General features: G+C 51.2%; 17 protein-coding genes, 1 tRNA gene and 1 pseudogene. 13 read left to right on the top strand and 6 right to left on the bottom strand.

The window, feature by feature from the left end; translation table 11 throughout:
- Positions 1-688: 688 nt before the first annotated feature.
- The 4 genes from BSZ32_RS19300 (at position 689) to BSZ32_RS09470 (ending at position 4,516) form a co-directional block, all read left to right on the top strand.
- A complete protein-coding gene (locus tag BSZ32_RS19300) occupies positions 689-1,177 on the top strand; it encodes a MotA/TolQ/ExbB proton channel family protein (protein WP_206018796.1) in 489 nt (162 codons plus the stop codon).
- On the top strand, positions 1,162-1,569 hold the full coding sequence (locus BSZ32_RS19295) for a MotA/TolQ/ExbB proton channel family protein (protein WP_240610604.1): 408 nt from the start codon (positions 1,162-1,164) through the stop codon (positions 1,567-1,569). Before BSZ32_RS19300 ends, BSZ32_RS19295 begins: the two co-directional genes overlap by 16 nt.
- A 69-nt stretch (positions 1,570-1,638) precedes the next feature.
- Positions 1,639-2,055 (top strand): ExbD/TolR family protein, encoded by a 417-nt coding sequence (locus tag BSZ32_RS09475; protein WP_105043202.1) that lies wholly within the window; start codon positions 1,639-1,641, stop codon positions 2,053-2,055.
- Positions 2,056-2,158: 103 nt separating this feature from the next.
- Positions 2,159-4,516, top strand: coding sequence for a tetratricopeptide repeat protein (locus BSZ32_RS09470; RefSeq protein WP_105043201.1), 2,358 nt, complete (start codon positions 2,159-2,161; stop codon positions 4,514-4,516).
- A gap of 73 nt (positions 4,517-4,589) precedes the next feature.
- On the opposite strand, the gene BSZ32_RS09465 is transcribed toward BSZ32_RS09470, so the two are convergent.
- From BSZ32_RS09465 to BSZ32_RS09455, 3 genes are all read right to left on the bottom strand, one after another.
- Positions 4,590-4,664 (bottom strand) — tRNA-Glu (locus BSZ32_RS09465).
- Between the two features lie 120 nt (positions 4,665-4,784).
- Complete coding sequence (locus BSZ32_RS09460; RefSeq protein WP_105044821.1) at positions 4,785-5,186, bottom strand: YkgJ family cysteine cluster protein; 402 nt, start codon at positions 5,184-5,186, stop codon at positions 4,785-4,787.
- A gap of 57 nt (positions 5,187-5,243) precedes the next feature.
- On the bottom strand, positions 5,244-6,173 hold the full coding sequence (locus BSZ32_RS09455; protein WP_105043200.1) for an AEC family transporter: 930 nt from the start codon (positions 6,171-6,173) through the stop codon (positions 5,244-5,246).
- A gap of 345 nt (positions 6,174-6,518) precedes the next feature.
- Here BSZ32_RS09455 and rpsB point away from each other — a divergent pair, with 345 nt between their 5' ends.
- From rpsB to BSZ32_RS09435, 4 genes are all read left to right on the top strand, one after another.
- Positions 6,519-7,289 carry a 30S ribosomal protein S2 gene (gene rpsB / locus BSZ32_RS09450; RefSeq protein WP_105043199.1) on the top strand — a complete coding sequence of 257 codons (771 nt, stop codon included), beginning with the start codon at positions 6,519-6,521 and terminating at the stop codon, positions 7,287-7,289.
- A 78-nt stretch (positions 7,290-7,367) separates the two neighbouring features.
- On the top strand, positions 7,368-8,234 hold the full coding sequence (tsf, locus tag BSZ32_RS09445; RefSeq protein WP_105043198.1) for a translation elongation factor Ts: 867 nt from the start codon (positions 7,368-7,370) through the stop codon (positions 8,232-8,234).
- Between the two features lie 212 nt (positions 8,235-8,446).
- On the top strand, positions 8,447-9,295 hold the full coding sequence (locus tag BSZ32_RS09440; protein ID WP_105043197.1) for a mechanosensitive ion channel family protein: 849 nt from the start codon (positions 8,447-8,449) through the stop codon (positions 9,293-9,295).
- A 222-nt stretch (positions 9,296-9,517) separates the two neighbouring features.
- Entirely contained in the window at positions 9,518-9,913 is a 396-nt protein-coding gene (locus BSZ32_RS09435) for a hypothetical protein (protein WP_105043196.1), read from the top strand.
- A 42-nt stretch (positions 9,914-9,955) separates the two neighbouring features.
- On the opposite strand, the gene BSZ32_RS09430 is transcribed toward BSZ32_RS09435, so the two are convergent.
- From BSZ32_RS09430 to BSZ32_RS09420, 3 genes are all read right to left on the bottom strand, one after another.
- Entirely contained in the window at positions 9,956-10,618 is a 663-nt protein-coding gene (locus BSZ32_RS09430) for a rhomboid family intramembrane serine protease (RefSeq protein WP_105043195.1), read from the bottom strand.
- A gap of 238 nt (positions 10,619-10,856) precedes the next feature.
- Entirely contained in the window at positions 10,857-12,062 is a 1,206-nt protein-coding gene (locus BSZ32_RS09425; protein ID WP_105043194.1) for a hypothetical protein, read from the bottom strand.
- A gap of 109 nt (positions 12,063-12,171) precedes the next feature.
- A complete protein-coding gene (locus BSZ32_RS09420) occupies positions 12,172-13,527 on the bottom strand; it encodes an aspartate aminotransferase family protein (RefSeq protein WP_240610603.1) in 1,356 nt (451 codons plus the stop codon).
- Between the two features lie 182 nt (positions 13,528-13,709).
- Between BSZ32_RS09420 and BSZ32_RS09415 the strand changes: the two genes are divergently transcribed.
- The 5 genes and pseudogenes from BSZ32_RS09415 (at position 13,710) to secD (ending at position 19,829) form a co-directional block, all read left to right on the top strand.
- Positions 13,710-14,378, top strand: a complete 669-nt coding sequence (locus tag BSZ32_RS09415; RefSeq protein WP_105043193.1) for an HAD family hydrolase — start codon at positions 13,710-13,712, stop codon at positions 14,376-14,378.
- Positions 14,379-14,724: 346 nt separating this feature from the next.
- Positions 14,725-15,366 (top strand): annotated as a pseudogene (locus tag BSZ32_RS19750) (POT-type proton-dependent oligopeptide transporter); the annotation flags it as partial.
- Between the two features lie 71 nt (positions 15,367-15,437).
- A complete protein-coding gene (locus tag BSZ32_RS09405; protein WP_105043191.1) occupies positions 15,438-16,607 on the top strand; it encodes a POT-type proton-dependent oligopeptide transporter in 1,170 nt (389 codons plus the stop codon).
- Positions 16,608-16,614: 7 nt separating this feature from the next.
- Positions 16,615-17,145: a hypothetical protein gene (locus tag BSZ32_RS09400; protein ID WP_105043190.1), complete on the top strand. Its 531-nt coding sequence runs from the start codon at positions 16,615-16,617 to the stop codon at positions 17,143-17,145.
- 176 nt (positions 17,146-17,321) lie between these two features.
- Positions 17,322-19,829, top strand: a complete 2,508-nt coding sequence (gene secD, locus BSZ32_RS09395; RefSeq protein WP_105043189.1) for a protein translocase subunit SecD — start codon at positions 17,322-17,324, stop codon at positions 19,827-19,829.
- Positions 19,830-20,222: the final 393 nt, after the last annotated feature.

Genomic DNA, 20,222 nt, shown 5'->3' with positions numbered 1-20,222 from the left:
CCAGAATTTCTCAAAATTGTCAAAATGGGTATCTGATAATCTGGACTGCGTGTGGCTCGACACCGCTCTGTGGCTGGGGCGGCTTGACGCACGCGGAGGCAGGACCACCCGAAATATAACCACTCCCCCAACTCAACCACCACACAATCAGCAACAGGCTTTATCCTATCGGTCGGAACACTGAACACGGAAAGCTGAAAACCTCCTACCCCATGTGTCAAGCCACAGCCTCACCAGAGCTACGTCAAGCCTCAGCACTCCAAGGTTTTGTCACACTGAGCGATCACATTGATTGTAGAATCCAGTGCTTAAATTTTTGTCGTGTAGTGTGATACCACTTAGTCTCTTTTCAAACTCCAAGTGGTACTATTCGGGTTGTCCAGCATTCCTCATTCATCGTGCTGGCCTTTTCGAAATTTTCGTATTTTTCGCGGTAGAATCGTTGCATCGCAGCTGATAGACCTCCCTCTCACAGCTCACGCACGGAAACTTAGCGAAAGAGCTAGGCTGTGACAACCGTAGGCTGAAGACACGCCCTGCCGACAAATCGGCGACACCACGCGTACATTGGCTGCACAAATTTCAACTTTGACTTCGCTTCACTACCCAGAAAGAACAGCTTTGCCTCCCATTCCTCATGCTTGCATCATACAATTCTCGCGCTACACTCCAATTTAACTTTCCTGATATGAAACGCACTCTAAGCCTCCAAGGCCTTTTCTTCACCTTCCTGACTCTGGCAGCCAATGCTCAAGATGCAGCCGTTCCAGCAAACGCCCCAGTAGAACTCGACGTCTATGACCTCGTGGTCGAAAAGGGCGGCTTCGTCATGTACCCACTGGCGTTGATCTCCATCCTCACATTGATCTTGGTCTTCTTCTACTTTATCACCATCCGCCGCAAGTCAGTGGTCAGTGACCGCTTCATGAGTTCAGCCGAAGCCCTCATCCGCAAGCGCGACTACCTCGGGCTCGTCGCCCAGTGCCACCGCGAGAATATGTCGATCTCACGGGTCGCCGAAAAATCGCTCGACTTCATGACTCAGAACTCTGGAGTTTCCTTCAAGGAAGTCCGCGAAGTGGCTCAAGCTGAAGCTCTCGCCAAGCGGGTATCCTTAGCCAGCGAATTTCCTACCTCTCCGACATCGGAGCCATCGCCCCGATGGTTGGGCTCTTAGGTACCGTCATTGGAATGATCAAATCATTCTACCAGATCTCAGCTGGAAACTTCGAAGGCGTCAAACAAATGGAGCTCGCTGGTGGCGTCTCTGAAGCATTGATCACCACAGCATCTGGCCTAGTCATCGGCATTGTCGCCCTGATTTTTTATTCCGTCTTCCGTGGACGCGTACAGAAATACATCGCGGAGCTCGAGGCCGCCTCCACTCACCTGATGGCCCTTCTATCGGCTCAATACAACCGCGCAGGAGGCAACACACCAAGAGCGGCCTTCGCAGAAGAACTTGCAACCTTTGACGGCGATGATGATGGATTTGCCCATATCGGCCTCCAAGGACGCAGCGCCCCATCACCGATCGACAATACCCGCCCAGACGTCGAAGGTATCTAAAACTCCAGCTCAGTGCCTCTCTCTCAGCCTGAGAGAAGAACACTGCCAACTGAACACCATTTTTCGTAAATGAAATTTCGCGACAACCAACCCCCACCGACAGGCTTCCAGCTAGCCCCGATGATTGACGTGGTATTCTTGCTGCTCATTTTCTTCATCGTCACCTACCAGCTCTCCGACTACGAGACCGAGCTTGAGGTCAGCGTACCGACTGCCGAAGAAGGCATCACCACCACCCGCCACTACCTTGAAGAAATCATCAACATCCGCAGCGATGGCACCATCGTCATGGAAAAGCAGGTCTATACCCTTGATGAGCTTCAAGCAAAGATGGAGCGCCTCGCACGCGTGAACAAAAACCAACCCATTCGTATCCGCGGGGACGCAGACACACGCTACCAAGATGTGGTAAACGTGATCGACCGCTGCCGTAAAGCAGGCATCTGGAATGTCTCCTTCGCCACCCAAAAGCCTAAAAGCAAGTAGATAGAATTTAGTAGCAAGTAGTTAGCCCCCAAATCTACAATCCACTCTAAATATAGTACTTTTCACTTCTCACTCCACACTTACCCCTTCCCACTTTTTCTCCATGCGCGCACTTCTCATAGGCCTCAGCCTCGCACTCTCACCCAGCTTGGTCCACGCCCAAGCCGGACAACAAAACCTGCGAGCTGACCCAGGCTCTGATTACTTCGCCCGTGCCAGACAACTCTACGATGCTGCAGTCGCGGAAGCCGACCCAGCACAGAAAAAAGAACTCTACCAGCGTGCTATCCCAATTCTCGACGACTACATCCGTCTCTACCCGCGGCACAAATTTTCCCAACCCGCTACGTATTACCTAGCTGAGTCCTACCTCGCCGTAGCCATGCCTCGTCAGGCAGCCAAGATTTTTGATCAGATCATCCAGAAATACCGGACTGGCCATTATGTGGCAGCAGCATCCTACCGCCTCGCCTACGAGAACTACAACAACAAGCGCTACCAGCAGGCCGCTCGTCTATTTGGCCTGACAGCCGCCAATGCCCAAAAGCCTGAGGACCAACTGCGCTCCATCTACTTCCGAGCCCAGTGCTACCTCTTGCTCAAAGATCCAAAGCGTGCACATCCATTGCTCGAGAAGGTGGCCAACAGCCCAATCGATAGCCCTTACAAGACGCAGGCAAAGATCTCCTCCGCACACATTCTGCTCGCCGAGAAAAAATACGACAAAGCTCTGCCACTCTACCAAGCGCTGCTATTGCCATCTCAGTCACCTGAAATGCGCTCAGAGACAGCCTACCATGCTGGTGTTTGCGCTGCCGCATTGAAGAAAAATGACCTTGCTAAAAAGTACTTCGACATCGCAATGAACATGAAAGAGTCCCCATGGAAAGCCAACTCTCACATTGCTCTACTCGGACTCTATTATCAAGCCAAGGACTACGATGCAATCCTCTCTCAACTTGGCAAATCCCAGGTCGAGCTCGATGCTAAACAACTCGCACAACAAGGAGTCATCGTCGGTCAAACGTATTTCCAAAAGAAGAACTACGCCGAAGCCATCAACTACTTCCTCGATGTCGAGCGCGCCGCAGCTGGAACCGATCAGGCATTCGAAGCCGCCTACTACAAATTGCTCTCGCTCTACAATATTGATGGCGAGCGCATCCCCAACATGGTCGACCAATTCATCCAGAACTATGCAGTAGGCCGCGGCACCAGCAAGTACATCCACCAAGCCATTCTGATGAAGGCCGAGGCTCTCTATGGAGATCAGAAATACAAGGAAGCCGCTGCAGCCTACAATGCCATCAGCACAGAATTCACAGACAAGCGCAACCTCCCCTCACTACTCTATAAGAAAGCTTGGTGCCTCTCTGAAATAGACAACCACGAAGGCGCCTCCGCTAGCTTTAGCCAGTTCATCAAGGCCGCCCCTCAGGACAAGCGCATCAACAACGCCTACGCCAAACGCGGCCAATCCTACATGAAACTCGGCGACCGCGTCAAAGCACTCAAGGACTTCGACGCTGTCATCAACAATGCGCCACAGTCACAAATAGCGGCGATGTCGCTCCAACTCAGCGCCCGTATCCAGCGTGACGCTAAACGCTATTCTGATGTCGTCGAACGACTCGAACAATTACTCCGCGACCACCGTGACCTCACACCAGCGGTCAAAGCAAACAGCCATTACTGGCTCGGTTGGGCATACTTCAGGATCGACAAATTTAAGAACGCCATACCCCACCTCGAAGCTGCCCAGCAAATAGATAACGCAGCCTATGGCAAGCAGACAGCCATGCTACTCATTCTAGCTCGCTACTCGCTGAAGGACATTGACGGCCTCAAGACCGCCCTCGCGCAGGCGGAGAACATTGAGCTCGGCAAGCAGATTCCGCTGGTAGTCTACCGCTGGCTCGGCAGCCAGTGCAACAACGCCGGAGATTACAGCGAGGCAGCAAAGTACCTCACCAAAGGCTGCGAAGAAGGAGTTCCACAGAAAACGCCCACCGTCATCTGGAGGCTCCTCTCTAAAGCCCAACTCAAAAACGAGCAATGGACCAATGCTCTCATCGCCTGTGACAACCTTCTTTCGATGGAGAAAGAAGACGTCCGCAGAGTAGAAGCTATGCTCATTAAGACCAAGGCCCTCACAGGACTCAAGCGATACGAGGAAGCTGTGAAAACTGGAGAGGAAGCGCTCGCCCTGCGTCCCTCCGGCAAAACCAAGGCTGGCCTCCTGCTTGCCCTCGGTGACATCGCCGCCCTCCAGTCCGATCACGCCGTCGCCGCCCAGCACTACGTCCTGATCGTAGAAACTTTCCAAGAGGACGCATCCCACAAAGAAGCACTCTACAAGCTCGTTCAGTCGCTTGAAAAAGCAGGTAAAGCAAAAAGCGCCGCCAGCTACAAAGCCCAGCTCAAAAAAGAATACCCAGACTACAAAGGGCCAAAGGGCTAAATTGATCATTTCCCACAAAAAAGACTCACTGAAATCAGTGAGTCTTTTTTTAAGCATTTTTCATTGAGAAAAATGGCATCCCGTAGGGGATTCGAACCCCTATTGCCGCCGTGAAAGGGCGGAGTCCTAACCATTAGACGAACGGGACGCAGTAATGGTTGCCTTGCGGCGTGGCGCAAAAAACCACATCCCTCAGGCTCGCGCAAGATCTTTTTTGCTGATTCCTAAAAAAACATCTCAGCGTGACCAACTACTACTTTCCCAACACTTATAAGTCACGGCCTCGAATCTCTTTATTCGCCGACAAATCTGCCCCATCCACGAGACCTAGTTCGATTGCCCTTTCCATCGGAACCGGCTTCGCCTGGCACACCTTTTCCCAACCAGGGAAACTCCAACTATTTGGGAATCCTTTACACTGAAATGGCTTCACGGCTTGAATTTTACAGCCGCCGTTTTCCAGCATGATGCACTCGTGATTGTCTTTTTCGATCAATGACAGCCCATTGCGGTTCATCCGCAGACGTGTGAATTTCTGAATGAATGCATCCACCTCCATTTCTAAATGGTCAGCAATCGCGTCGATCTCATCATCTTCGACCCGCACATCGCCCGGCCACTTGCAGCAAGCTCCACAGCGATCACACTGGTACCAGACCTTTTTATCCATGCAGCTCTCATCCCACACTGGACAGAAATGGAAAGAACATTATTTATGTCTGACGAGCTACAGTCCGAGGATGCTCATACCGAGAACAATCACGAAAGGCATCGTCAGGAAACATACCGTGGTGGTTGCCACAACTACCTGCACAGCCACCTCAGGCTTTCCTCCATAATGCTTAGCTAGAACGATAGGAAACATTGCCGCGGGCATTGCCGCCTGAATCACTATCACCTTTTTCAGCTCTAGCGAAATAGGCAAAAAATAGGCACCCGCGATGAGACATGCTGGAATAAGCGCCAAGCGCACAACAACTGAGCCTATAGCAGTTTTCCAATCAAAACGCTCTTTTTTTAAGAGTTCTACCAATCCAGCTCCAATCACCACCAAAGCAATAGGGATGGCCGCGCTGCCTAACATCTCGCAAGCCTTCATCGGAACTCCCTGAAACCATGGATCCAGTCCCAGAGCATTGATCACCAGCCCCACAACCACTGCAATAATTGGTGCCTTCATGAATGATTTCCAACTCAAACTTTTATCCCCTCGCATCAAGGAAACCCCCACCGTCCACATTGCGATCTCTACTCCTACATTGTGGGTAAAAAGAATCCCGAGTAAACCTTCATCAGGAAACAAACTGAGTAGCAAGGGCACCCCCATAAATCCATAATTCTGGGTGCCTGCTGTCACACCAAAAGTTCGTTTTCCACTCCCCTTCTTCATTCCCAGTAATCCAGCAAAACCGTAGGCCACTGAAAACCCAACAAGTATTCCACCACAGCCAAAGCCTGCGACCTTCCCCACCTCAGCCCAATCACCCAGAGCCTTATTACCTATAATATTCGCCAGAGTCAGCGCTGGCAGTAATACCTGCACCACCATCTGCATCATCCCACGCTCAATTTCCTCAGTCAGAATCTCAAACTTTCTCAATAAACTCCCCACCCCGATGACAAGAACCACCGGGACTAAAGCTTCCAGAACTAACATTGATTGCCCCACAGCAACTATCTAGCCCAGATTCCCCCTTTCAAGCAAGTGCGGATAAGTCCCATTTCACCCCTGCAAAGCACTCAACCAAACCTAACATATTAGAACTCAAAAAAACTTAAGAACCATAAACTAAACCAACCTAGCAATAAGGACTTAGCTTGCACAAGTAGCGGCTCCAGAAAGTAGCGAACAAATTCTTGCCAAATTCCATTTCTACTGTTAATACCCGCGCACTTCAGCTCCTGCCACCGCAAAACAATAAGAAACTAGATGAAGTGGACCCAATAGCGGTGGAGTTTCTAAAACACACGCAGCCCTGAATCAAGGGCAGCACATAAAATTATGATCAACGAACTCATTAAAGAAATGGTAGACGCTGGCGTTCATTACGGACACCAGACTCGCAAGTGGAACCCGAAAATGAAGCCTTACCTCATGAAGGACAAAGGCGGCATCTACATCATCGACCTCGAGAAGACTGTAGAGAACCTCGATAAGGCATCTGACTTCCTCACCGACCTCGCTGGTAAAGGCAAGAAAATCCTCTTCGTTGGTTGTAAGCGCCAAGCACAAGACGCAGTTAAAGAAGCAGCTGAAGCAGCTGGCCAATTCTACGTTAACCACCGTTGGTTGGGTGGCACACTCACCAACCTCACTACCATCCGCCGTTCTGTTGAGCGTCTCAAGTACCTCGAAGACATCGAAAAGCAGCCTGAATTCAAGGCAATGTCCAAGAAGGAACTCGCAGCACTTGCACGTGAAAAAGGCAAACTCTTCCGTAACCTCTGCGGTATCCGCGACATGGAGAAGCTTCCTGACGCAATCGTTATCGTTGACTCAGCTCGTGAGACAATCGCAGTGGCTGAAGCTCGTCGCCTCAACATCCCAGTGATCGCTATCGTTGACACAAATGCTAACCCAGCTGTGATCGACTACCCAATCCCAGGCAACGACGACGCTATCCGCTCTATCCGTATTCTTCTTCAGAACCTCGTCGATTCAATCGTCGTAGGCGCTAAGAGCAAAGTCGAAGCAGCTAAGAAAGAAGTCGAAGCAGCTAAGAAAAAAGTCGAAGCAGCTAAGAGCGACGACGCAGCAGCTAAGGCGGAATAACCACTACTGCACCTCTTTCACTGCGGAGCTTAGGCTCCGCAGTATTTTTTTACTCAATCTAACTAAAATTTAAAGATTATGGCTATTACAGCATCCGCAGTTCAAGAACTCCGCAAGCTCACATCCGCAGGCATGATGGCTTGTAAGAAGGCTCTCACTGAGACCAACGGCGACCTCGAAGCCGCAGCAAAGCTCCTCCGCGAAAAAGGCGAAGCTAAGCGTGCTGACCGTTCCGACCGTGAAACAGGTGAAGGCATTGTTGTCGCATTCGTTTCTTCCTGTGCAAAAACTGGTATCCTCGCAGAAGTAAACTGTGAAACTGACTTCGTGTCTAAGAACGACGCATTCCAAGCATTCGTAGCTGAAATGATCGAAGCTATCGCTAACAGCGACGCATCTGACGCAACTGCAGCACTCGCAGTACCATTCGGTGAAGGCACAGTTGAAAACGCTCTCGGAGCTAAGTTCTCAGAGCTTGGTGAAGTGATCAAGATCTCCAACCTCACACGCTTCGTTGTAGACGCAGGTGCAGCAGCATCCTACATCCACATGGGAGGCAAAGTTGGTGTTCTCATCGAAGTTGCTACTGAGAACGCAGCAACTACTGCATCACCAGTTTTCCAGACGCTGCTGAAGGACATCACTCTCCACGTTGCCGCTGCTAACCCAGCTGGTCTTTCGCGTAACGACATCAACGGCTCAGTCGTTGAAGAAGAAAACGAGATCAACCGCAAGCAACTTGAAGCGGCAGGCAAGCCAGCGAACATCATTGACCGTATCCTCGAAGGTAAGATCAACAAGTTCTACGGCGAGCAGTGCCTCCTCGAGCAGTCCTTCGTCAAGGATCCTGACATCAGCATCACACAGCTTATCGAAGCTAAAGCTAAAGAGCTCGGTGACACACTCACACTCGTACGTTACGAGCGCTTCAGCATTGGTGCTTAATTGACCACACACTTTTAAAAGCCCCGTTCACATCGAGCGGGGCTTTTTTCCTTTCCAATTCTCACAGCAACACTCACATTCTTAGCATCATGATGGCACGTAAAACGATCTCTATCGGTATCTTCCTCTTCCTTTGCACACTCATCTGCACAGCAGGCTATTGGGTATACAATGTGCTCGACCTGATGAGTGTAGTCTAACTATATTCCCCCATGCCTGAGTCATGGGAATCTATCAATGTTTGGTATCGTTCCGGCGCAATCTTTGTTGCCGGAATTTTTGCACACCTATTCTTCAAGCTCTTCGTCTTAAAAGGCCTCGAGCGATTGAGTGACGCCACGACGAATGACCTAGACGATCGACTCGTCTACTTCATCAAGCGATTTCACGTAATCGTCCTCACCTTCGCCGTCTTCCTCCTGCTTCTGCAGAACCACGGCATCGCCATCACCCCCTTCCTTGCAAGTGCAGGCATCGCAGGTATCGCCATCGGTCTAGCTGCCAAAGAAACCCTCTCGGATGTACTTTCCGGTATCTTCCTCATCGCCGATCGCCCGATCCGTATCGGCGACCGGATCAAAATAGAACGCCCAGGCAAGCACTGGGGCGGCTGGGGAGATGTCACTGAAATCGGACTTCGCCGCACCCAGATCCGCAACTCCGACGGCATCATCCTCGACTACCCGAACTCGGTGCTCGCCAATTCCGTCATCACCAATTTCTCCTACCTCGACAAACCGGTACGCGTCCGTGTCCGCTTTCAGGTCAACTACGATGCCGACCTCGATCAAGTCGAGCGGGTAGCCAAAGAAGCCATCAATGCCACTCCCACAGTCATGCCTAACACCGCAGACATCGTCGTGCGTGGAGTATGGGACGACGATCGCGGCCACCAGCTTTCCGGCGTGCTAGTCGAAGGACGCTACTTCATCGAAGACGTCCGAGACAGAACCCGCATCCGCTCCCAAGTCCTACGCAACATCATCCAGCACCTCAACGCCGCAAAAATTCGCTTCGCCACCCAGCGCATGCGCATCAGCTCAGAAGAAGAAAATTCGTAGAAGAGCGCTTCCAGCCTCTTTGCTCCACGCTGGCTGAGGAACTTTTTTCTAACCACAGATTTCGCAAATTCCATTGCAGTGCTAGTTGAGGGCTTGCGCAGGTTGCTGACGCAGGAGGCTACTTGGGGATCTCGATACACTCTGAGTAACACCCCTGAATAGTGTGTTTGACATGGAGTCAGACACACCCATAAAGAGCGCGCTGACTCACACCCACTCAATATGGCTAAACCTAAAGGATACACATCTATCGAATTCAACGTCTATGAGGCATTGGACTGGGACCGCGACCAGATCATTCTAGCTCTCGACGTGATCCGCAAAAAGTTCTGCGAAACTCAAGACCTTGCTCGTCACGGATTGAGTGCTCACATCATGCCGCGCGAACTCCCGCAAAAAGAGGGTGAGCTCTACCCGGTAATGGGACTTGTCATCCCGAACTCGAAATACTTTGGCTACTTCGATACGCATTCCATCACCTCACTCTTCGACGCATGGAAGCGCAGCCACCAGATTTCAGAGTTACTCGATGAAGCCTCCGTCGTCGGCATTCCATCGTGGCAACAACTGCTCGAACAAGAGACCTACCCGGTCGACCCACGCACCTTGTATTCATAGACGTCCTTTCTAGAGGCATGTCCTATGTTCTGCTCCCATTACTCATCGCCGATGGGCTGTGCGGGGCATCGGCACGGCGAATGCTCCCAGCACGAGCCCGCCAACAAAGCCACCGAGGTGGGCGCTGTATGCCACACCGAGATTCCCTCCTAGGAACCCCATGTAATCCATCACCAAGCCCAAGATACCAAAAGCCGCGAGCTGAGCGGGCGAGATAGGCCTATCCATTGGCCAAATTTCAGGGTCGGGAAGGCTCCACCTCACGGCCATCCCCAGATAGAGACCTTCGAATCCCATCACCGCTCCCGATGCCCCAAGCGTGGAGATCGGGCTTCCGGCATTCATGACGACATGAAACACGCTGCCGCAAATGGCCGTAACCACAAAAGTGATCAGCATCCACTTATTCCCAACAAGCTCAACCGCCAGCGCCCCGAAGATCCAAAGGTAGAGCATGTTCCATAACAAGTGATCGAATCCTCCATGCAGAAGCGCACAACTCAAAATCGGAAGAAACGCGCTGAAATCAATATCTCCAGCCAAGGCCAACTCCCATGCCGCCACGACATCCTCAGGAACCATCATGTAGGGCCAATAGGCTTCTACTCCAAACATCATCTGCCCGACAAAGATCATGCTAATTAGCACGATCAGCCCCAGCATGTAGGCCTGCTCTTTCAACATGTAACGAACGTTGGCCGACATAACTTAGATCAGAGACTCAGAGTCGGACTTGTGCAAGCCGCTTTAGCTGCGCCACTAACAATAGACTCATACGCATGCCCAAATGCTGATCGTATCCTGGAGGGATGGCGGCTACTAGGAATTTGCCTTTTGGCTAAGATTTTCGGAAAGACTGGCATGGAGTGTAGTATCCGCAGCGGGTGTTTTTGAAATACCGTTGACTACCGGCGTCATGCGTCAGTCCGGCGACAAGTGAATGTTAGATTTCACGAAACAGCGGTCGCAGACAGGAGCCGGATAGGGCTGCGTGGATCTCAGGATGTTTTGCTGTTTCGCTTTCCGAACCCTGCTCTAGCGCGTGTCTCACTGTGTCGATGAGTAAATCGTACTGCTCCTGGATGTCGAGGGATTCAGGAAAGGCAAAGGCGCCGTCGAGAAGACTGAGACCAAATTCAGCGGGCTCAATCAGTTCTTCCACCCAGCCAAGGATCGTCTCGATCGGTGATTGGTTTGGGAATCGCTCGGAGATGAGAGCTTGGATGTCTTTGCTCTTCTCGACGTTCATCACCAGCGCTAGGAAAAAGCGATGCTCTGGATTGTCGATCTGGTAGCGCATCTGGGTGATGGTGTCTCGACGCAAAGATTCGGCCAGTGTAGCTGGAACTCCCTCCGCGAGCTCTCCGTGTTTTTGCTGAAACTTCGCCAGAACGGGTTGCCACTCGCCGAGTGCCTGAAGCCGGTCCATGGTGTGATGCAGTGTGTTGAAGCCTCGCTCGAAATCTAGGCTCTCTATCATTCCACTCACCTGAGCTACGTATCCTTCATACTCGATAGTTTCGAGCACATCGAGGAGCTGCTTGCGTCGCATTGTCAGAGCATCCGCTTGTATCGGGTCAATCGCGATGTGGGGGGGCAGGTAATTATACTGCGGTCCGGTGCCGGGGTCGTGGTGGGTGCGGACCACTACGGTGACGGAGGGCGTATCGAGATGGAAAAGAGAGTGAATACATTCCCGGCCAGAGGTGATGGGAACGGTCCGGCCGGTTTCCAGCAGCTCGATCTTCTTCAAGCGGAGGTCGCCGACGCGTATATGTGGCGTGACTGACTGGGCTCCTACGAAGTCGAATTCGGAATGCACACTGGATCCCTGCATGAGATGGAATGCTCCAGAGAATTCGTGTTGATGGATATCCGTGGTTCCCTCCATCCAGAAGAGAATCTGAATATAAAATCGCGGATCGTTAAAAGCCAGTAACTCGGGTTGACCGAAGCCAGATTGCCCCTGAATCGGTTGGTCGTCGTTGGCTAGGAACTCCTGCACCATCTCCTCGATGTCCACGTTCTCAGACGGCGGAGCTTCATCAAGGGCGATTCGCGCTAGCTCTGGAAATGCTTCAAGCGAGAAATTTTTCTGCTGCCACCGTTGTTGGACCGTGCGCCCGAGTTGTTCAAAATAGGAGTTCATTGCTGCTAGTGATTTGTGACTGCGGAGAGCCTAGCTTGCCAGTCCGCCTTGACAAGGGTGTTCATTGAGGAGAAAGGGGAAAGGTAAGAGTGAGAAGTCCCACTATCTACTAATACGGTAGCCTTAGCGTTCCGTGTTCGGAGTCTTTTAGCACTTCAGCTACCTGTTGGACTACGTAGACGAGTTCTCCGAGAGTGATGTAGAAGGGTGGAGTGAAGGCTAAAATATTACCCTCAGGTCCATCCGCTAACATCACCACTCCGCGCTTGAGCATTTCGCCTAACAAGCGTCCGGCCACATCGCCTGCTGGTCGTCCATCGGCGTGTCGGAGTTCGACCCCAATCATCAGCCCGCGCCCACGAACCTCGTGGATCAGCGGCGAGTCAATGTCCTCTAACATCGCCTTCAGCTCTCTCCCCTGCCGTTCCACATCTACAGCGACAGTGGGGTCGTTGTGAATCTCAAGTGCTCTGACAGCCATGGCGCACCCGACTGGATTTCCTAGGAAGGTACTGGTATGCAGGGCTTCGCCTGGGCTCACCGGCCACTTGTTCATGACCGATGCTTTACCGATACAAGCAGAAATAGGATATCCACCGCTCAAGGCTTTCCCCACACAGACGAGGTCAGGAAAGACCCCTTCCCATTCACAGGCAAAAAGCCTGCCAGTGCGGTTAAACCCACTATAGATTTCATCGAAGATTAGTACAACCTCGTGAGCGTCTGCCCAATCACGTAGGATTTTAAGAAAACCCAGCGGTGGGACGATTTTTCCGCCACGCCCTTGGATCGGCTCTACGATGATGGCTCCCACTTTATCGGCTGGTATTTCAGCGAGTTGTTGCTTGAGCGTCACGAGATCATCCTTCGTATTAGGAAATGCGATCGAGTAACGCACGTCTGCGAGTTGCGGGTCAAATGGCCCACGAAATTTATCAAACCCACCACCGAGAAGAGCACCGTAGCCGAGTCCGTGGTAGCCATTATCAAAGTGGACAATACCGGCTTTGCCACTGGCGATGAAAGCGGTTTTTAGTGCTGCCTCGACGGCTTCTGCGCCAGAGTTTGCCAAGAGAGTTTTCCCGACATCTAGCCCCCAGCGCTCGAAAGTCATCTCGGAGAGGCGCTTGCAGACATCGATCTTAAGCTCAGTCGGGTGGACATCACCCATTGCGTGCATCAACTTTGCGCTTTGCTCTACCATCGCCTCACGCATTGGCTGGTAGGTGTGGCCGAGCCCTGCAACACCAAAAGCACTGGTGACATCGATAAAGCGGTTGCCATCAGCATCCCAGACGCAGCTACCCTCAGCACGTTCCCAAAAGATCGGCCAATCGGCGGCGACGTAGGTCACATTATGGCTCTCGTATTTGCGGAGCTCAGCTGCGAGGGCAACGGAACGCGGACCAGGGATCTCAGTTATTAGCTCAGGTAGCATCAGTGCCTGCATCATTCTCATCTCCATGGAAATGACAACGCTATATTTCTATATGGTGTTACGTTTTTCGTGTTAAGTTATTATGCCAAGGCATGATGTGAGAACCCCAAAACATGGCGTGTAGCAAAATGCGTAATCAGAAAAAATGAACCTTTCGCTTCTTGCCTCTTAGAGAAATCCGTGCTCATCTCCGCCCCCACACCCACCCTATGTATTCTCACATTATCTTTGACCTTGATGGCACTCTCATCCAGTCCCTCCCCGGGATAGCGACAGCCCTCAATGACGCTTTGGCTGAGCACCAACTGCCCACACACAGCACAGATGCTATCCGCACCTTCATCGGTGACGGTGCGTACACCTTGTGTGCACGTGCAGCGACCGAGCAATCGGAAGACACCATAGAGCGTGTTCATCAGAGCTTCCTTAAGGAATATTCTAAGGCGTGGAGAAATGGCACCATTGTCTTTGAAGGTATCCAAGAGTTGATTGGTTCGCTCAAATCCATGGAATGCACTTTGAGTGTCCTCTCCAATAAACCACATTCCTTCACCACCGAAATGGTGGACTACTTTTTTCCAGATAAACCTTTCGATCTTGTCCTCGGTCAACGTGAAGGAGTCGCAAAAAAACCTGACCCATCAGGTGTTCATGAGATTTTAGGAGAACTCGAACAAACGAGCAATAACTCAGTGCTCGTCGGGGATGCGACCATCGACATCGTCACTGCTCGCAACGCTGGAATCAGCTCGATTGCTGTGATATGGGGCTACCATGGTCTCGACCAGCTCACCTCAGTCTCGCCGAAGCACATAGCCAAGAGCATAGACCAGCTGATCGAAATTCTGACTCCTAAAAATGTGCCAGCCTTTCGCTAAGGGATTTTTAGTGGCGAGGGTACCTCCGGCAACTAGCGTTGGTGGTGCTGGAAAGAATTTCAAGCGAGGCTAGGCGTGATGAGTGAGCGGATTTTTATCCGTGAACGAAGAATAACTCAGCCTTGCGCAGAAAGGCTTTCCAGCCCGAAGGGGGCCTATCGTCAAAAACGAGCTATGCTCGCAATTTTAAAGAATTAATAACTCACACACCGACAGCGGGAGGTGCCGGAGGTGCCCGCTAGTAGCTAGCACTTGGGACCATGGAGCGGGCGTTGCGCTGGCAGCACATTGGGGGCTGTGAAAATTTCTCTGGCGCTCAGCGTTCTTTTACAAAAGGATACGCCGCATGGCGAATACCACTGCGAGTGAGACTAAAAAGATGCCGGGTGGCATCCCTTATATTATTGGCAATGAAGCAGCTGAGCGCTTTTCCTTTTACGGGATGAAGGCCGCCTTGGTGATCTTCATGACGCAGTACCTTCACCTCATGGGCAACACCGCTGGTGACCCAATGAGCTCCGCCCAAGCAACTGCGAATCAGCATTACTTTGTCAGCTTCATTTACCTCACCCCATTGTTCGGGGCTATTATCTCTGACAGGTTTCTAGGGAAATATAGGACCATCATATGGCTCTCCATCGTCTATTGCGTCGGCCACGGTGCATTGGCCTTGATGGGCATTGCTGGTCCTGCCGTCTGGTGGTTGATCGCTGGGCTTGGCCTCATCGGCATCGGAGGCGGCGGCATAAAACCCTGTGTTTCAGCTCACGTTGGCGACCAATTCGGCATCAACAACCAACACCTTCTCACCAAAGTATTCAATTGGTTCTACTTCTCTATCAATCTAGGAGCAGCTCTCTCTAATTTACTCATTCCATGGCTGCTCAAGTGGTATGGCCCTCACTGGGCTTTCGGAATCCCAGGCTCGCTGATGGCGCTGGCGACTCTGATGTTTTGGCTTGGCCGCAGTAAGTTTGTCCACATTCCTCCGGCTGGCAAAAATTCACCGAAGAATTTTTCTCAGCGAAGGGACTCAAGTCGACAGCGAAGCTCTGCAGCATCTTCTTCTTCATCCCTATTTTTTGGGCGCTTTTTGACCAAACTGCCTCGAGCTGGGTCTTCCAAGCGATCGATATGGATCGAAATCTCTTTGGAATCGACATTCTCCCCTCCCAGGTTCAGGCGGCAAACCCGTTCTTGATTCTGATCCTCATCCCTTTTTTCACCTATATTATTTATCCATTGGTAAACAAAGTATGGCCGCTCAATCCACTGCGTAAAATTGGCATCGGTTTATTTATCACAGTGATAGCTTTTGGCTTCTCTGCTCTGATTCAGGAATGGATTGATGCTGGCCAACGCCCTAACATTGGATGGCAGATTTTAGCATACGCGCTGCTCACCTCCGCTGAGATCATGGTATCTATCGTCTGCCTAGAGTTCGCCTACACCCAAGCGCCGAAAAGCATGAAGTCGATGATCATGTCTATTTTCCTCCTCACCGTGGCTTTAGGTAATGCGATCACAGGAACGATCAACCATTTCATCCTCACTCCATCCCCACTCGCGAAGGAAACCACTGAGGCGCAAAAGCAACTCAAGAACTCCGACGTTGCCCCGTCAACCCACCACTCTACTTGGTTCAGCCACAGCTATGCAGGATTCGATGGGAAAGTTGGCACAGCCGATGACATCGTGACTCACTTCACCGATAAAGCAGTGATCAAGAAGCGTGACATCCCAGCTGAGGACTCTTTGCTCAAGGCAGCCAAAGTCATCGAGACCAATTTACTCGCGGCCAAGGGAAAGCCACCTATGACGGATGAAGGAACTGAGCTCATCAGTGAACTTAAAGACCCATGGGGCAATCCACTCAACTACCGACTGATGAATGGCAACACCTTCCGCATCACTTCGATGGGCCCAGACGAAACAGCTCTGACAAAATGGGACACAGGTGTCGTGATTAAATATGAAGCTAGCACGGATAGCGAAGCCCCTGAGCCGACACAACGCACATGGGTAGACCAGCGCAAGCAAGAACTCGGCTTCAACGATAAGTCTGAACACGCGTACTTTGACGACCCACACTTCAGCCGACACTTTATCGCTGGTGGCATTTACAAACTAGAAGGAGCAAACTACTTTTGGTTCTTTACCGGGTTGATGTTTGCAACAGCCATCATCTTCGTCCCAGTCTCTATGAGATTTAAGCTCAAGGAAGTATAGCATAGCAATGCTCAAATACTTCACCTATCCGGCTATGTTTAGCCCCCACACCATTCTACTTTTGGCTCTGTGCTGCACCCTTTCTTCGTGCGACAGAAGGGCTAACGACGACTCAGCCCTCAAAGAGGAGCGCAGGGAAGCGGTACTGAAGCAACATGCTGCGTACGAAAAAGAATTATTAGAGGCAACAGAGCGAGAAGAAGAGATCAAAGCACAACAACGAGAGATCAACCGTGAGTTCAAAGATGCCCAAGCGAAACATGCTGCTGAGAAAGCTGCTGAAGCCAAAGCGGCAACCAAAGCTCTCCTAGAAATGGAAGCTAAAGAACGCAAGGCAGCCCGAAAATCGATTACCCACAAGAAATTTTCATCCATCACTCTACGTGACGGTTCGCGCTATCAAGATGTCGAAATCATCAAAGTGAGCGACTCCGGCATCACTATCACTCACCTAAATGGTGCTCGTGGTATAGATTTCGAGCAACTTCCGTACAGCTTGCAATTGGCGTGTAAATACGTTTCTCCCACCGCAAACTGACCTAAGCACGGCTAGATCCGCCAAATTCATCGGTAGACTGCGAAATTCTTATGCATTTGACTCAACTAGCGATTGACGAGGCGCTAAAAGAAGTTCATGAACTCCCGACCGAATTAAAAAATCGGTAGCTTGAAGCGTAACAACACGCCTCTAGCAAATTGCTGAAGTATATTCTCATGACAACACTACTCGCATCATCACCCGGCAGCGACACCACCATGGTTCTCTTTTCCGGAGTTTCCATCCTGATCTTACTATTCTGGTACCTCGCTACTGATAAAGACAGAGTGAAACGCAACGTCGGCTCGTCCATCGTTGTGCTCATCGCCGCATTCTCCTTCTTCGCTATCATTTCTCCTTCTAACCTGATGCAGGTTATCTCAGGTGATAAAGAGTTTAGCGACGCACACAACCTCCAAGGCGGAATCGAAATAGTCGGCGGCACAGCCTTCATCATCGAGGTTCAGCCAAACATCGACGAAGGAACCGGCGAAGAAATTCAACTCACGCCTTCTGCGATGGATACAGCTAAGAGCATCCTCGAAAAGCGCCTCAACGACTCCGGAACGCTCGACGCCCGTGTTTCAGTGCAAACCAACCGCATCGAAATTCAGATCCCCAAGATCGACCCTGCAGAAGCAGCAGCTCTGAAAAAGATCCTAATTACTACAGCAAAGCTCACCATCCACAAGGCTCACCCGCAGTCACAGCGACTCGCGGAGCTCGTTGCAGCTGGTGAAGAGACCGTCCCCGGCTACCGCGCGTACCCGCAGGATGTGAAAAATGAAGCAGGCGAGATCATAGGCACTCGCTACCTGCTTGTATCGCGTAAACCAGCACTCACAGGTAAAGAGGTCGCAGCAGCTTGGCCTGACAGAGCTACTAACACATCTGTAAACATTGAGCTAACTTCCACTGGAGGAAAGCAAATGGAGGACTTCACACGCACGCTCAAACCCGGTATCGATCTCATCGTTTCTATCCTTGATGGAAAAGTCATCAATGCGGCAACTCTACAACAACAAGTACTCTCCAGCCGCTTCCAAATCACTGGGCTCGACTCTCTTGAGGAATGCATAGAACTCTCTAAAGGGCTTTCCAACCCGATGGAGAATGACATCGAAGTCATCGACGAACGCACCATTTCTGCAACACTCGGTGAAGCCACTGTCAAACAGGGTATCAATGCCGGCCTAGCAGGACTCGCGTTGACAATCATGTTCGTTCTCCTTTACTACCGCTACTCCGGTATCGTAGCGATCGTTGGACTCTCGCTCAACATGCTGATCCTTTTTGGAGCCATGGCGCTGTTCAATGCTTCCTTCACCCTTCCAGGTATTGCAGGCATCATCCTCACCATTGGTGTGGCAGTCGACGCCAACGTCCTCATTTACGAGCGCATGCGTGAAGAACTAGCAGCGGGCAAGTCAGTCCACGCATCGATCAAGGCAGCCTACGAAAAAGCGTTCTCGGCTATTTTCGATGCCAACATCACCACGCTGCTGACAGCCCTCATCCTCTTCTGGCAAGCCACTGGCTCAGTCAAAGGTTTCGCAGTCACCCTCACCATGGGTATCCTCGGCACCATGCTATCAGCTCTCCTTTGCACTCGCGTCATGTTCTCATGGAGTGAAGACAAGGGCATCCTCAAAAAGATCAAGTTCTTGGACCTCGTGCCAAAGAAGGTCATCGACTTCCTAGGCAAACGCAAACTAGCCTTCACCCTTTCTGTTGTGATGATCGCTAGTGGCCTCGTCGCTCTCGTCTCCAAAGGCGACTCACATCTAGGAATTGATTTTGTAGGTGGTAGCGTGACTCGCTTTGAAGTCCCAACCGGCCAGTCAGTCACTCAGGCTGAAGCTCAAGCAATCATTGCTAGCGTGAAAACCGAGAAAGCCGCTTCCGCTCAAATTGAAAAAACTGCAGGCGGCAATTCCTTCGTCACGCTCAAATCCGGCCGAGCCGATAGCCCCATATTGATTGAAGCTATTCGCACACAGATACCGGGGTTCAATGATAAAAAAGCCATCGACCCCACTAAACCTCAGATACTAGATAAAGACGGCAAACCAGTCATTCTCTACGAGGTCCCTGCCAGCACCTCAGCTGTCAGCCCGACACTCGGTGGAGAATTCCTCAAGAATGCTATTTGGGCGCTCAGCCTGGGTATCTTCTGCGTTCTGATCTACATTACCCTACGCTTCGAGTTCTCGTTCGCTCTCGGCGCATTCCTTGCGCTGGTGCACGATATCCTCATTGTTCTAGGAGTCCTCATCGTCACAGGCCAGGAACTCTCCCTCATCCATGTGGGCGCCTTCCTCACCATCGCAGGTTACTCGATCAACGATACGATCGTGGTATTTGACCGCCTCCGTGAAGACCTCAAGACCAAGCGTGGCGATGTCCGCGATGTCATGAACTCAGCCATCAACACGACACTCTCCCGTACGATTATCACATCCGTGACGACCTTCGTGTCTGTGGCTGTGCTTTACTTCTACGGCGGAGCGTCACTCAAGGCGTTCTCATACACCATCATGATCGGTGTGGTCGTAGGAACTTACTCCTCAATCTTCATCGCATCACCCATCGTGTACATCTTTAGTAAAGTTCGTGGCATCAACCTCCGCCGCGAGGTGCTTGACGCAGAGCTGGAGTCAGAGATCAACCCGCAGAACGTCTAACTAGACCTTCTCACTCAATTCTACCTAAAGGCGCTTCCAGCAATGGCAGCGCCTTTTTTGTGGTGCTATTGATTTGAGATTTTCGATGTAATATTTTTCGACTTCGCACTTTCATCATTGAGAATTGTTTCATCAAGATAGGTGCAGAAAACTGCATCAATTCATAGGACCACAATATGAGTCTAGCTACAGCTACGACGACGCTGGCAGACTTCACGAACTAGCCACTAGCTACCTGCTACTCCTGAGTTCACCTACAACTAACCTAGTAAATCGCGGTCGCCTAGTGCAGTCCGTCAATGGTCCTGCACACACAGTAACTAATACATACGAAGCAACTCGTAACGTTCTCAATATTAAAGCGAACGCAGAAGAGGCTTCCAGCCTCTTCAG

It is taken from the genome of Rubritalea profundi, from assembly GCF_002954445.1.
Lineage (GTDB): Bacteria > Verrucomicrobiota > Verrucomicrobiia > Verrucomicrobiales > Akkermansiaceae > Rubritalea > Rubritalea profundi.
Note: the sequence above shows the minus strand (reverse complement) of the source record. Positions and strands in the feature narration are given on the sequence as shown.

What these genes read in the sequence shown, in the direction of transcription:
- tsf (WP_105043198.1), top strand. Translation starts at nt 7,368, where the DNA reads ATGGCTATTACAGCATCCGCAGTTCAAGAACTCCGCAAGCTCACATCC.
- rpsB (WP_105043199.1), top strand. Translation starts at nt 6,519, where the DNA reads ATGATCAACGAACTCATTAAAGAAATGGTAGACGCTGGCGTTCATTAC.
- BSZ32_RS19295 (WP_240610604.1), top strand. Translation starts at nt 1,162, where the DNA reads ATGGTTGGGCTCTTAGGTACCGTCATTGGAATGATCAAATCATTCTAC.
- secD (WP_105043189.1), top strand. Translation starts at nt 17,322, where the DNA reads ATGACAACACTACTCGCATCATCACCCGGCAGCGACACCACCATGGTT.
- BSZ32_RS09460 (WP_105044821.1), bottom strand. Translation starts at nt 5,186, where the DNA reads ATGGATAAAAAGGTCTGGTACCAGTGTGATCGCTGTGGAGCTTGCTGC.
- BSZ32_RS09435 (WP_105043196.1), top strand. Translation starts at nt 9,518, where the DNA reads ATGGCTAAACCTAAAGGATACACATCTATCGAATTCAACGTCTATGAG.
- BSZ32_RS09425 (WP_105043194.1), bottom strand. Translation starts at nt 12,062, where the DNA reads ATGAACTCCTATTTTGAACAACTCGGGCGCACGGTCCAACAACGGTGG.
- BSZ32_RS19300 (WP_206018796.1), top strand. Translation starts at nt 689, where the DNA reads ATGAAACGCACTCTAAGCCTCCAAGGCCTTTTCTTCACCTTCCTGACT.
- BSZ32_RS09470 (WP_105043201.1), top strand. Translation starts at nt 2,159, where the DNA reads ATGCGCGCACTTCTCATAGGCCTCAGCCTCGCACTCTCACCCAGCTTG.
- BSZ32_RS09400 (WP_105043190.1), top strand. Translation starts at nt 16,615, where the DNA reads ATGCTCAAATACTTCACCTATCCGGCTATGTTTAGCCCCCACACCATT.
- BSZ32_RS09455 (WP_105043200.1), bottom strand. Translation starts at nt 6,173, where the DNA reads ATGTTAGTTCTGGAAGCTTTAGTCCCGGTGGTTCTTGTCATCGGGGTG.
- BSZ32_RS09475 (WP_105043202.1), top strand. Translation starts at nt 1,639, where the DNA reads ATGAAATTTCGCGACAACCAACCCCCACCGACAGGCTTCCAGCTAGCC.
- BSZ32_RS09420 (WP_240610603.1), bottom strand. Translation starts at nt 13,527, where the DNA reads ATGGAGATGAGAATGATGCAGGCACTGATGCTACCTGAGCTAATAACT.
- BSZ32_RS09415 (WP_105043193.1), top strand. Translation starts at nt 13,710, where the DNA reads ATGTATTCTCACATTATCTTTGACCTTGATGGCACTCTCATCCAGTCC.
- BSZ32_RS09440 (WP_105043197.1), top strand. Translation starts at nt 8,447, where the DNA reads ATGCCTGAGTCATGGGAATCTATCAATGTTTGGTATCGTTCCGGCGCA.
- BSZ32_RS09430 (WP_105043195.1), bottom strand. Translation starts at nt 10,618, where the DNA reads ATGTCGGCCAACGTTCGTTACATGTTGAAAGAGCAGGCCTACATGCTG.